This is a genomic window from Stenotrophomonas sp. 364 (genome assembly GCF_009832905.1).
Taxonomy (GTDB): Bacteria; Pseudomonadota; Gammaproteobacteria; order Xanthomonadales; family Xanthomonadaceae; genus Stenotrophomonas; species Stenotrophomonas maltophilia_AP.
This window is the reverse complement of sequence record NZ_CP047135.1, coordinates 2,604,640-2,617,931: the sequence shown is the minus strand read 5'-3', so window position 1 is coordinate 2,617,931 and position 13,292 is coordinate 2,604,640. Positions and strand designations below refer to the sequence as shown.

8 protein-coding genes are annotated in these 13,292 nt (G+C 65.7%); all 8 read left to right on the top strand.

Annotated elements, in window-relative coordinates; all coding sequences use genetic code 11:
* The first annotated feature begins 55 nt into the window (after nucleotides 1-55).
* The 8 genes from GQ674_RS11885 to GQ674_RS11850 all read left to right on the top strand — a co-directional run bounded on the left by GQ674_RS11885 (nucleotide 56) and on the right by GQ674_RS11850 (nucleotide 13,287).
* A complete protein-coding gene (locus tag GQ674_RS11885) occupies nucleotides 56-1,108 on the top strand; it encodes a LacI family DNA-binding transcriptional regulator (protein WP_159497245.1) in 1,053 nt (350 codons plus the stop codon).
* Nucleotides 1,109-1,198: 90 nt separating this feature from the next.
* A complete protein-coding gene (locus tag GQ674_RS11880) occupies nucleotides 1,199-4,258 on the top strand; it encodes a TonB-dependent receptor (RefSeq protein WP_159497244.1) in 3,060 nt (1,019 codons plus the stop codon).
* Between the two features lie 255 nt (nucleotides 4,259-4,513).
* Nucleotides 4,514-6,127 (top strand): glucoamylase family protein, encoded by a 1,614-nt coding sequence (locus GQ674_RS11875; RefSeq protein WP_159497243.1) that lies wholly within the window; start codon nucleotides 4,514-4,516, stop codon nucleotides 6,125-6,127.
* A 33-nt stretch (nucleotides 6,128-6,160) separates the two neighbouring features.
* On the top strand, nucleotides 6,161-7,474 hold the full coding sequence (locus tag GQ674_RS11870; protein ID WP_159497242.1) for a sugar ABC transporter substrate-binding protein: 1,314 nt from the start codon (nucleotides 6,161-6,163) through the stop codon (nucleotides 7,472-7,474).
* The gene (locus GQ674_RS11865; protein WP_038687498.1) at nucleotides 7,471-8,352 is read left to right on the top strand and encodes a sugar ABC transporter permease; all 882 of its coding nucleotides are present in this window, start codon (nucleotides 7,471-7,473) and stop codon (nucleotides 8,350-8,352) included. Before GQ674_RS11870 ends, GQ674_RS11865 begins: the two co-directional genes overlap by 4 nt.
* Complete coding sequence (locus GQ674_RS11860; RefSeq protein ID WP_159497241.1) at nucleotides 8,349-9,185, top strand: carbohydrate ABC transporter permease; 837 nt, start codon at nucleotides 8,349-8,351, stop codon at nucleotides 9,183-9,185. The genes GQ674_RS11865 and GQ674_RS11860 overlap by 4 nt, the downstream gene beginning before the upstream one ends.
* A 47-nt stretch (nucleotides 9,186-9,232) precedes the next feature.
* Nucleotides 9,233-12,367 (top strand): discoidin domain-containing protein, encoded by a 3,135-nt coding sequence (locus tag GQ674_RS11855; RefSeq protein ID WP_236546301.1) that lies wholly within the window; start codon nucleotides 9,233-9,235, stop codon nucleotides 12,365-12,367.
* Nucleotides 12,368-12,405: 38 nt separating this feature from the next.
* Complete coding sequence (locus GQ674_RS11850) at nucleotides 12,406-13,287, top strand: endonuclease/exonuclease/phosphatase family protein (RefSeq protein ID WP_159499422.1); 882 nt, start codon at nucleotides 12,406-12,408, stop codon at nucleotides 13,285-13,287.
* Nucleotides 13,288-13,292: the final 5 nt, after the last annotated feature.

Genomic DNA, 13,292 nt, shown 5'->3' with positions numbered 1-13,292 from the left:
TACATTCAGGATTGAAAACGCTTACATTCCGCGCCAAGCCCCAGATCTCTAAGCCGTGGAGGGCGGCGAAGTGAACAAGGCAGCCATCACAATCAAAGATGTAGCCCGCGAAGCCCGGGTCTCCGTGGCCACGGTGTCGCGTGCGCTCAATGGACATGAAAATGTCGCCGAACCGGTCCGCAAGCTGGTGCTGGAGGTCGCTGCGCGCCTGCGCTACACCCCGCATGCCGCCGCGCGGAGCCTGAGCAGCCGGCGCACCAACACCATCGGTGTGGTGCTGCCTGACCTGTACGGCGAATTCTTCTCCGAGCTGATGCGTGGCATCGACGGGGTCGCCCGCGAGCGCCGCCAGCATCTGCTGGTGTCCAGCTACCACGGCGACCAGGAGCAGCAGGGCGCGGCACTGCGTGCCATGCGCGGTCGTGTGGACGGGCTGCTGGTGTTGTCGCCGTATGCGGAAAGCCCCGGCTTCCTCACCGACAACCTGCCGCAGGCGCTGCCTACGGTCCTGATCAATACCTACCTGCCCGAGCAGGATCATCCGGTGCTCAGCATCGATGACCATGCCGGCGCGATGGCGATGACCCGCCATCTGCTCGATGTCGGCCACCGCCGCATTGCCTTCATTTCCGGTCCGGACCTCAACTTCGACGCGCGTGAGCGCCTGCGCGGTTTCCGCGATGCGCTGGCCGCGTCCGGTACCGACGCGGTGGGCATCGAGTTGCCCGGTGACTTTGACGAAGCCTCCGGCCATCGCGCTGGACAGGAGTTGCTGGCAGCCGGCGCGCTGCCCGATGCGGTGTTCGCCGCCAACGACATGATGGCGCTGGGCTGCCTGTATGCGTTCGCGCAGGCAGGCGTGCGGGTGCCGGCCGATGTCGCCCTGGCGGGCTTCGATGACATTCCGCTGGCGCGTTTCGTTCACCCCTCCTTGACGACGATGCAGGTGAGTATCGCCGACCTCGGCGATAAGGCGATGACGCGTCTGTTGCAGTTGATGGACGGCAACAACACGGAAGCGGCCGGTGACAAGCAGACGCTTGTGCCGCGCCTGATCGTGCGTGATTCGTGTAGGTCACGACCGATGGTCGTGACGCCTTTGCTGTAAATCACGACCGTTGGTCGTGACGCATTCAAACCACGCTGTAAAAAAAACGACAGGGGCCGCAAAGACGGCCACCACCACCCGGAGATTTACATGACGTATTCCAATCACCGCAACCGTGCACCGGCGCGCAGCCTGCTGACCAGTGCACTGGTTACCTGCCTGATGCTGGGCGCTGCACCGTCCCTGATGGCGCAGTCGGCCACCTCCTCGCTGCGCGGCCAGGTGGCCCAGGCCGAGGCCGGCACCGAAGTGACCGCCACCAACCTGGCCAGCGGCACCGTGCGCCGTGCCACCACCCGCGCCGACGGCAGCTACTCGCTGATGGGCCTGGACCCGGGCACCTATGACGTGGTGGCCAATGGCCAGACGCAGAAAGTGACGGTGACCGTGGCTTCGACCGCGACGCTGAACTTCAGCGGCGCGCCGGCCAACGGCGGCACTGCCAACGCCACCAACCTTGACACCGTCAACGTCGTGGCCCCGACCCTGCTGCAGGAAGTGCGTACGTCCGAAGTGGGCAAGACGGTGAGCCTGCAGCAGATCCAGACCACCCCGCAGGTGTCGCGCAACTTCCTGGAGTTCGCCGACGCGGTGCCGGGCATGATCTTCACCCGCGATGCCAAGGGCAACACCTCGCTGCGCGGCGGTGCCACCAATGCCGACGGCACCAACGTCTACATCGACGGCGTGGGCCAGAAGAGCTACGTCAAGGGCGGCGGCGTGGCCGGCCAGTCCGGCAGCGCCGGCAACCCGTTCCCGCAGCTGGCCATTGGCGAATACAAGGTCATCAGCGGCAACTACAAGGCCGAGTACGGCCAGGTGTCGAGCGCGGCCGTGACCGCGGCCACCAAGTCCGGTACCAACGAGTTCAAGGGTGAAACCTTCTACCGTTACACCAACGAAGACATGCGCGCCAAGACCCCGGCCGAGCGTCAGTACGGCCAGACCAAGGAAGCCTCGGCCGAGAAGGAATACGGCTTCGCGTTGGGTGGCCCGATCATCCAGGACAAGGCCCACTTCTTCGTGACCTACGAAGCCAAGCGCTTCGATCTGCCGGTCACCATCGCGCCGGAAGGTTCGGTCACCAACCGCATCGGCCTGCTGCCGGGCGACGCCGCTGCCGGCCTCGGCCCGGCCAGCCAGCCGTTCGAGCAGGACCTGATCTTCGCCAAGATCGACTTCGAACCGACCGACAACGATCGCATCGAGCTGACCTTCCAGGACCGCGACGAGACCCAGCAGCAGTTCAGTGGCCAGACCGCGCCGGAAGCCGGCCGCGAAGTGGTCAACACCGACCGTCGTTACGCGCTGCGCTGGAACCACAGCGGCGAGCGTTACTACAACGAATTGATGGTCACCCATGAAGATTCGTTCAACAACCCGACCCCGCTGACCCTGGCCAACGGCATCACCTACACCGCACCGGACGGCACCGACGACCGCACCCTGGTGAAGATCGGTGGCGCCTCGGCACTGGATTCGCAGGTGAAGGGCCAGAAGGGCTGGGCGATCGAAGACAACCTGACCCTGGACGGCATCCAGTGGATGGGCGACCACACCATCAAGATGGGTGCCAAGTACAAGGAAATCGATCTGTACGCCTCCGATGCGGCGCAGATCAACCCGACCTTCACCTATACCCTGGGTGACGCGGACTTCCCGTCGGACATCCCGTACAAGGCGCAGTTCGTCAAGCCGGTGAACGGTGTGTCGGGCGTGTCCGGCGAAGTGCGTTCGAAGTCCAAGCAGATCGGCCTGTTCATCCAGGACGACTGGCAGGTCAACGACCACCTGCAGCTGAACATCGGCCTGCGCTGGGACTACGAAAAGACCCCGGCCTACCTGGACTTCGTGACCCCGCAGGCCGTGGTCGATGCGATCTACTCGCAGGACCCGCGCGCTGCCGCTGGCCAGACCTTCGCCGATACGCTGGCGCTGGGTGGGCTGGACATCAGCAACTACATCAGCAACGGCCACAACCGCAAGGCGTTCAAGGATGCCTGGCAGCCGCGTCTGGGCTTCTCGTATGACATCAACGCCGACGAGCAGCACGTGATCCACGGTGGTGCCGGCCGTTCGTATGACCGCGACCTGTTCGACAACCTGCAGCTGGAAACCACCAAGCTGGCCCTGCCGCAGCCGACCATCTACTTCCGCAACCCGGCCACCGGCACCTGCATCAACGGCCAGGCCGCCTGCTACAACTGGGATCCGAACCTGCTCAACGGCATCGGCAACCTGCAGGCGCTGGTCGGCTCGACCAGCAATTCCGGTCTGGAAGTGGACCTGTTGAACAACAACCTGAAGGCGCCGTACTCGGATCAGTTCAGCCTGGGCATGAGCAACCAGGTCGGTGACTGGCTGACCGATGCCACCATCGCCCGCACCCTGAGCTACGACGGCTTCGCCTTCACCCTGGGCAACCGTTACCCGACCGGCCAGTTCTTCGATGACCCGCGTCTGTGCGGTGGCACCGACCCGGGCCTGAGCCAGGCCTGGAGCTGCAACGTGCCGGGCTTCGGCAGCCTGATCATCGGCCAGCAGGGCATCAAGACCCGTGCCACGCAGGTGCTGCTGTCGGCGCAGAAGCCGTTCACCAAGGAAAGCGGCTGGGGCACCTCGATCGCCTACACCTGGACCACCGCGCGCCACAACCGCGACATCAACGAGAAGTACGCCTTTGACCGCGGCCTGATCGAGGACTACCCGACCATCCGCTCCAACGGTGCCCCGCGTCACCGCCTGGTGCTGACCGGTTCCTATGCGGGCTTCTGGGACATCACCTTCGGCGGCAAGATCACCCTGGCCACCCCGACCGCGGTGAATGACTGGTACCCGGTCACCCAGTCGACCGGCTACGACCTGCCGACCCCGGGCGCCGCGGTGCCCAACGGCAACGGCAAGTTCCTGGTCGGTGGCAAGATCTTCGGCTACCGTTCGGTCGACCTGCAGGCCACCAAGACGTTCAAGATGCCGGGCGATACCGAGCTGTATGCGCGTATCGACATCATCAACGTCTTCAACTTCGACAACTTCTCCAACTACAACTACACCAAGTCCAACGGCAAGTTGCTGGCCAGCTACAACGAGACCGGCGATATCGTCGGTACGCCGCGCCAGGTCAAGGCGGAAGTCGGTTTCCGCTTCTGATGACCGCGTTACCCGACACCGCCCTCTGGGCGGTGTCGGGGCAGCACCGCCGGTCGGCTTGGGTCCGCCGGCGGGACTGTACAGGCGCTTGCCGTCCAAGGATGGGCAAGCGCGTGTGCGGTGGTAGGTATCGACCGTTGGTCGGTACGCAGACGGTCCGCCCCGGCGGATTTTTTTGGATCGTGATCTGTAAACGATTTCAGCTTGGTTGAGGCTATGCTCTCCAGCACGAACATGCGCAAAAGGTGGTGGTCGATGAATGCATCTCGGATGGTGTCGCTGGCGTTGCTGTCCGTGGCCATCGCCGGTTGCCAGCAGCAGGCGCCGGACAAACCGGCAAAGCCGAAGCCGCCGGTGATCCTGGTCGAGGCCGATGCGCCGCCGCGCCCGATGAAGCCGGAGCTGCCGCCGCTGTTTGACGATATCGAACGCCGCACCTTCCAGTTCTTCTGGGATACCACCAACGAGGTCAACGGCCTCAGCCCCGACCGCTACCCGTCGCGCCCGTTTGCCAGCATTGCTTCGGTCGGCTACGCGCTCACCGCCTATCCGATCGGCGTGGAAAACGGCTGGGTCAGCCGTACCCAGGCCGTGGACCGCACCCTGCTCACGCTGAAGTTCTTCCGCGACCTGCCGATGGGCCCGCAGCGCACCGGCAAGGGCGGCTACAAGGGCTTCTACTACCACTTCCTGGACATGCAGCAGGGCCGTCGTTACGACAGCTGGGTGGAACTGTCCAGCGTGGATACCGCGCTGCTGATGATGGGCGTGCTGTTTGCCCAGTCGTACTACAGCGGGGACGATGCCCGCGAAAAAGAGATCCGCGAGATTGCCGACACGCTCTACAAGCGCGTGGACTGGCCGTGGCTGCAGCAGCGTGCGCCGCTGATCTCGATGGGCTGGTTCCCCGAAAGCGGCTTCATCGACCACGACTGGATGGGCTACAACGAGGCGATGATGGTCTACATCCTCGCGCTCGGCTCGCCGACCCACCCGGTCAGCCCGGACGCATGGACGGTCTGGACGCGTACCTACGACAACGACTGGGGCGTGTACCAGGGCCAGGAATACCTGTCCTTCGGCCCGCTGTTCGGGCACCAGTACACGCATGTGTGGGTGGACTTCCGCGACATCCAGGATGCCTACATGCGCGAGCGTGGCAGCACCTACTTCCTCAACAGCCGTTCGGCTGCCCTGGCGCAGCGCGAATACGCCATCGCCAACCCGATGAACTGGAAGGACTACGGCGAGAACGTGTGGGGCCTGACCGCCAGCGATGGCCCGCAGAACACCACCCAGGAATACCGCGGCGAGCAGCGCCAGTTCCGCCATTACTCCTCGCGCGGCGCCGGTCTGCGCGAGAACTTCGACGACGGCACCATCGCCCCGACCGCGGCCATCGCCTCGGTGGTGTTCGCCCCGGAAGAAGTGATCCCGGCCACCGAAGAGATGCACAAGCGCTACGGCGACTACATCTATTCCAGCTACGGGTTCCTGGATTCGTTCAACCCCAGCTTCAACTACGACATCCCGATCAAGACCGGCCGGCTGGTGCCTGATCGTGGCTGGGTGGCCAGCGACTACATCGGCATCGACCAGGGCCCGATCCTGACCATGATCGCCAACTACCGGAACGATTTCGTCTGGGACGTGATGAAGAAGAACGCGCACATCCGCAAGGGTCTGGAGCGCGCCGGTTTCAGCGGTGGCTGGTTGACGCCCGAAGGCCAGGACCAGCCGATGGAACTGCAGAAAGATGAAAAGGCCGCTTCGGCGCGCTCGGTCGGCATCGCCGAATCGCGCGCGGCAGCCGCCCAGGAACAGAAGAACAATTCCAATACGAACCGCAACCAGCAGCAGGGGAAGTAAGCAGTGCCATTGTCGTCGCGCCCCAAACTGGGTTTGAGTCTGTTGCTGCTGCTGGTCGGCAGCGTGTTGTTGTCGGGATGTCGCAAGGAGCCGGAAGGCGTCACCGTGCGTTTCTGGGCGATGGGTCGCGAGGCCGAAGTGGTCACCGGCCTGATCAAGGAGTTCGAGGCGGAAAACCCGGGCATCCACGTTGATGTGCAGAACATCCCGTGGACGGCCGCGCACGAGAAGCTGCTCACCGCGTTCGCCGCCGACGGCCTGCCCGATGTGTGCCAGCTGGGCAACACCTGGATCCCCGAGTTCGCCGAGCTCAACACCCTGGTGCCGCTGCAGCCCTACGTGGCGCAGTCCAAGGTGGTGGATCCGGCCGACTACTTCCAGGGCATCTGGGACACCAACGTGGTGCATGACGAGCTGGTCGGCGTGCCGTGGTACGTGGACACCCGCCTGCTGTACTACCGCAAGGACCTGTTGGCCCAGGCCGGCTACGACCACCCCCCGCGTACCTGGGCGGAGTGGAACGAGATGATGGCCGCCATCAAGAAGATGCAGGGGCCCAAGCGCTACGCGGTGCTGATGCCGATCAACGAGTTCGAGCAGCAGTTGTCCTTCGCCTTGCAGCAGCCCGACCCCCTGCTGCGCGATGCCGATACCCGTGGCAATTTCAGCAGCCCCGGCTTCCGCAGGACCCTGGGCTTCTACGAAAACATGTTCGCCCAGGGCTGGGCGCCGCGCATGTCCGAAACCCAGATCTCCAACGTCTGGGACGAGTTCTTCCGCGGCTTCAACGTGTTCTATCTGTCCGGCCCGTGGAACATCCGCGAGTTCAAGAAGCTGCAGCCCAAGGAACTGGAAGGCAAGTGGGGCACCGCCGCACTGCCGGGCCCGGACGGCCCGGGTGCCGGTATCGCCGGCGGCACCAGCCTGGTGATCTTCCGCTCCTCGCAGCAGAAGGAGGCGTCGTGGAAGCTGATCGAGTTCCTGTCGCGCCCGGCGATCCAGGAGCGTTTCCATTCCATCATCGGTGACCTGCCGCCGCGGCGCAGCACCTGGGAGTATCCCTCGCTGGCCAACGACCCGCTGGCGCAGCCGTTCCGCGACCAGCTGGAACGCGTGAAGCCCACGCCCAAGGTGCTGGAGTGGGAACGTATCGTGCAGGAAATGCGGATCATCACCGAACAGGTGGTGCGTGGTGGCCTTGATCAGGATGTGGCAGTGAAGGAACTGGACAAGCGCGTGGACAAGGTCCTCGCCAAGCGCCGTTGGATGCATGAGCGCAATGCACAGGAGAAGGCCGCCGGTTCGGGCGTGCATTCCAGCGCAGTGGCCACGGGAGCGGCGCAATGAAGCAGCGTTCGCTTGCCGGGTGGCTGTTCGCCGGCCCGGCCATCCTGGTGATCGGCGTGTTCTTCGGCCTGCCGGTGTTCTCGGCGCTGGCCCTGAGCATCACCGACTTCGACCTGTATGCCCTGGCCGACGGTGGCAACCTGCGCTTTGTCGGGCTGGGCAACTACATCGACCTGTTGCAGACCCCGATGTTCTGGAAGTCGCTGTGGAACACCACCTACTTCGTGATCGTCGGCGTGCCGATGTCGATCGGCGTATCGCTGGGCGCGGCGATCCTGCTCAACGCCCCGGCGGCGCGCTTCAAGGCGCTGTTCCGCACCGCCTTGTTCGCCCCGGTGGTGACCACCCTGGTGGCGGTGGCGGTGATCTGGCGCTACCTGTTCCACACCAGCTACGGCCTGGTGAACTACGGGCTGGGCCACATCGGGATCAACCCGATCGACTGGCTGGGCGATCCCAACTGGGCCATGCCGACCATCATGCTGTTCGCGGTGTGGAAGAACTTCGGCTACAACATGGTGATCTTCCTGGCCGGCCTGCAGGCGATCCCGCATGACCTGTACGAGGCGGCGCGCATCGACGGCGCGTCGCGCTGGAAGCAGTTCCTGCACATCACCCTGCCGATGCTCGGCCCGGTGCTGCTGGTGGTGGGCGTGATTACCGTGTCCGGCTACTTCCAGCTGTTCGCCGAACCCTACGTGATGACCCGCGGCGACCCACTGCAGAGCACCGTCAGCGTGCTGTACTTCATGTTTGAGGAAGGCTTCAAGTGGTGGAACCTGGGCCGTGCCTCCGCGGTGGCGTTCCTGCTGTTCCTGATCATCCTGGCGGTAACCAGCGTCATGCTGCGTTTCGGCCGCAAGAGGCAGTTGGTATGAGTCGTGAAATCGGCCAGTCGCGCTGGCATGCATGGTGGGTCAACGGTGGCTTGACGGTACTGGCGCTGGTCAGCCTGGCGCCGCTGCTGTGGATGCTGTCGGTGTCGTTCATGCCCACCGGCGAGGCGGCACATTTCCCGCCGCCGCTGCTGCCGTCCTCGGTGACCACTGCGAACTATCACGAGTTGTTCGCGCGCACCGGCATGGGCAACAACTTCGTCAACAGCCTGGGCGTGTCGCTGGCCATCACGCTGGGCTCGCTGCTGCTCAACACCATGGCCGGCTATGCGTTCGCCAAGCTGCGTTTCGCCGGCCGCGAGCGCATCTTCCAGTTGCTGCTGGCCGCGCTGGTGATCCCGGCGCAGGTGGCGATGCTGCCGCTGTTCCTGCTGATGAAGCAGCTGGGCCTGGTCAACAGCTTCGGCGGGGTGATCGTGCCGGCGCTGGCCAGCGTGTTCGGCATCTTCCTGGTGCGCCAGTACGCGCGCTCGATTCCCGATGAGCTGCTGGAAGCGGCGCGCATCGACGGGGCAGGGGAGATGCGGATCTTCTTCCAGATCGTGCTGCCGATGCTCAAGCCGGTGCTGGTGACCCTGTCGATCTTCACCTTCATGGGCGCGTGGAACGATTTCATGTGGCCGTTGATCGTGTTGACCGACCAGGAGCACTACACTTTGCCGGTCGCCCTGGCCACCCTGTCGCGCGAACACATCATGGACGTGGAAATGATGATGGCCGGCGCGGTGGTCACGGTGGTTCCGGTGCTGCTGCTGTTCCTGGCATTGCAGCGTTACTACATCCAAGGTCTGCTGCTGGGGAGTGTCAAAGGGTGAAACATGCCGTCGTCGCGGTGGGTCTGGGTCTTGGGCTGTTGTGGTCGCTGGCGGCCCCGGCCGCCGCGCCGGCCCCGTTGCCGGCACCGAAGGTGCTGGACAGCTTCGACGACATGACGCCCTGGAAGCTGGTGGTGTCCGACCAGGTCAGCGGCTCGCTGCGCAGCGTGGTCGGCAGTGGCGGCGGGCGTGCGCTGTGCGTGGACTACGACTTCCACGACGTGTCGGGCTACGTGGGCATCCGCCGCGAGCTGGGCATCGAGTACCCGGCCAACTACCGGTTCGGCGTGCAGCTGCGCGGCGACTCGCCGGCCAACGACCTGCAGTTCAAGCTGATCGACGCCAGCGGCGACAACGTGTGGTGGGTCAACCGGCCCGGCTACGCCTTCCCCAAGGCGTGGAGCACGGTGCAGTACCGTGCCCGCCAGATCGACAAGGCCTGGGGCCCGGGCAAGGAAACAACGCTGACCCGCAGCGCCGCGGTCGAGTTCACCCTCTACAGCAAGGTCGGCGGCAAGGGCACGGTCTGTTTTGACCGCCTCACACTGCAGGGCCTGCCGCCAATGGATACCTCGGCGCTGACCCCGTCGGTGATCGCCGATACCGCCACCGCGCTGCAGAGCCGCATTGCCGACGGCAAGCCGGACACGGTGTGGATCAGCGGCGGCGTGGCCGACCAGACCATCAGCCTGGACCTGCACAAGGTGCGCGAGTTCGGCGGTGCGGTGATCCAGTGGTTGCCTGGCCTGGAGGCCACCCGCTACGTGGTGCGCACTTCGCAGGACGGACGCAGCTGGAAGGAAGTGCGCGAAGTGGTCGGCGGCGGCGGCGACCGCGACTGGCTGGCGCTGCCCGACACCGAAGCGCGCTACCTGCGCTTCGATCTCAAGGGCGGCCCCAGCTGGCGCTACGGTATCCGTGACATCAGCCTGAAACCGCTGGATTTTGCGGCGACTCCCAACGATTTCGTCCGTTCGGTAGGTGCCGATCTGCCGCGCGGTTCGGTACCACGCGGATTCAGTGGCGAGCAGCCGTACTGGACCCTGTTGGGTCTGGACGGCGGCCGCGAGCAGGCGTTGATCGGCGAAGACGGCGCGCTGGAAGTGGCCAAGGCCAGCTTCAGCGTGGAGCCGTTCGTGCAGGTGGATGGCAAGAAGCTGCTGAGCTGGGCCGACGTGGCCAGCACCCAGTCGCTGCAGGACGACTACCTGCCCATCGCCAGCGTCGACTGGCGCCACGACACGGCCGCGCTGAAGGTCACCGGGTTCGTGCAGGGCACTCCGGACAAGGCGCAGCTGGTGGGGCGCTACACCCTGCACAACCCCGACAAGGTGGCCCACGACTACACCCTGGCGCTGGCCGTACGCCCGTGGCAGGTGAACCCGCCCACCCAGTTCCTCAATACCGTCGGCGGCGTCAGCCGGATCGACAACCTGTCGGTGGAGGCCACCGACGTGGAGGTCAACGGCAGCCCGCGCCTGTACCCGGCGCAGGCTCCCGACAGCACGTTCGCCACCACCTTCGACGGCAAGCTGGACGTGGTCCACCTGGCCAGCGGCAAGCTGCCGGGCACCACCGAAGTGCGCGACCCGACCGGACTGGCCAGCGGTGCGCTGCTGTACCGCTGGCGGCTGGAGCCGGGCCAGAGCCGCGAGGTGGCCATCGTGCTGCCGCAGACCGGCAGCTGGACGATGCCCAAGGACTTCGATGCGGCCAAGGCCCAGCAGGCCGTGGCCTCGATGTGGCGGACCAAGCTGGACCAGGTGACCCTGCAGGTGCCCGCCGCGGGCAAGCCGCTGGCCGATACCCTGCGCACCGCCCTGGCCCACATGCTGATCTCGCGGATCGGGCCGAGCATCCAGCCGGGCACGCGCTCGTACTCGCGCAGCTGGATCCGGGACGGCGCGATGATTTCCGAAGGCCTGCTGCGCATGGGCCGCAGCGACGCGGTGCGCGAGTACGTTACCTGGTATGCCCCGCACCAGTTCGACAACGGCAAGGTGCCGTGCTGCGTCGATCCGCGCGGCAGCGACCCGGTGCCGGAAAACGACAGCCACGGCGAGTTGATCTTCAATATCGCCGAGTACTGGCGCTACACCGGCGACAGCACCTTCCTGGAGGTGATGTGGCCGCACGTGCAGGGCGCCTATACCTACATGGAGCAGCTGCGCCTGAGCGAGCGCACCGAGGAGAACCGCGCGCGCAACCCGGCCTTCTACGGGATGATGCCGGTGTCGATCAGCCACGAAGGCTATTCGGCCAAGCCGATGCATTCGTACTGGGACAACTTCTGGGCGCTGCGCGGCTACAAGGACGCGGCCACCATCGCCACCACGCTGGGCAAGATGGACGCCCTGCAGATCAGCGAGTCGCGCGACCAGTTCCGTGACGACCTGCAGGCCTCGCTGCTGGCTGCGGTGGCCCTGCACAAGATCGACTACCTGCCCGGCGCGGCCGAGCTGGGCGACTTCGACGCCACCTCCACCACCATCGCGCTGGCCCCGGGCGGCGAGCAGGGCAGGCTGCCGCAGCCGTACCTGGACAACACCTTCGAGCGCTACTGGAAGCAGTTCGAGGAACGCCGCGACGGCAAGCGTGAGTGGAAGGACTACACCCCGTATGAGTGGCGCAACGTGGCCGCGTTCGTGCGCCTGGGCTGGCGCGACCGCGCCTGGCAGGCCACCGAGTTCTTCTTCAAGGACCGTGCCCCGCAGGCCTGGAACCAATGGGCCGAGGTGGTCTCGCACACGCCGCGCAAGCCGTTCTTCGTCGGTGACCTGCCGCATGCGTGGGTGGCCTCGGACTTCGTGCGCTCGGCACTGGACATGTTTGCCTACAGCCGCGACGTCGACGACAGCCTGGTGCTGGCGGCCGGCGTGCCGACCCGATGGCTGGAAGGCAAGGGCGTGGCGATCAACGGCCTGCGCACCCCGAACGGCCAGCTGAGCTACGCGCTCAGCCGCAGCGACAAGCAGCTGGTGCTGGACCTGTCGGCCGGGCTGGTGCCGCCACATGGCGGGGTGATCCTGCCGTGGCCCTACAGTGGCGAACCCGGCGGCACCACCGTCAACGGCGAACCGGCGCAGTGGCTGAACGGCGAGCTGCGCATTACCCAGGTACCGGCGCGGGTCGAGATCGACGTGCCGTCGTCGGTGCGCCGCGCCGAGCGCAAGGCACAGTGATGGGCAGGCATCGGTATCGCGCGTGGCTTCGCCGTGGCATGGCCGGGCTGCTGGCATCGGCGGCGTTGCTGGCCGGCGTCGCCCTCGCCGCCGAACCCGTTGCCGTCGCCCCAATACCCGTGTCCTCGGCCAGCGCCGCGCCGGGCATGAGCATGGTCACCTTCAACCTGCACCACGACCGCGAAGACTGGCCGGCGCGGCGCAAGGTGATCCTGCGCGAGCTGCGGTCGCTGCACCCCGATGCGATCGCGCTGCAGGAAGTGATCCAGAAGCCGCACGTGCGCAACCAGGCCGCGTGGCTGGCGCGCAAGCTCGGCTACGACTACCAGTTCGTCTCCACCGACCCGCCCGGTCGCTTCAAGCGCTATGGCAACGCACTGTTGACCCGGCGCCCGGTGCTGGCGCGCAATGACCACCTGCTGGCGCCGTTGGGCGACTACCGCACGGTGGCGCACCTGCGCATCGATGTGGACGGCCAGCCGGTGAACGTCTATGCCACGCACCTGAACGAGCGCGCGGACGAGAGTGGCAGTCGCATCCGTGGCGAGCAGGTGGCCGACCTGCTGAAGTTCATCGCCGACACCGCTGGCGACGCCCCGGTGGTGATCGCCGGCGACTTCAACGCACTGGTGGATGCGGGCGACCTCAGTGCATTGCGCAATCACTACGGTGACAGCTTCGGCAGCGTGCACGTCAACAACGAACTGGCGCAGGTCAGTACCCTCAACCGGCACTACTTCGACGCGCCGCTGCGCATCGACCATATCTTCTTCCAGCAGGACCGCCTGCTCGCGCGTGAGGCGCGGATCCTGTTCGACCAGCCGTACGCCGAAGGGCGCTGGGCCTCGGACCATTACGGCGTATGGACGCGCCTGCAGTTCGCGCCCAGCCCGGGCAGCCCGGCCGCCACCACGCCCTGAGCGGA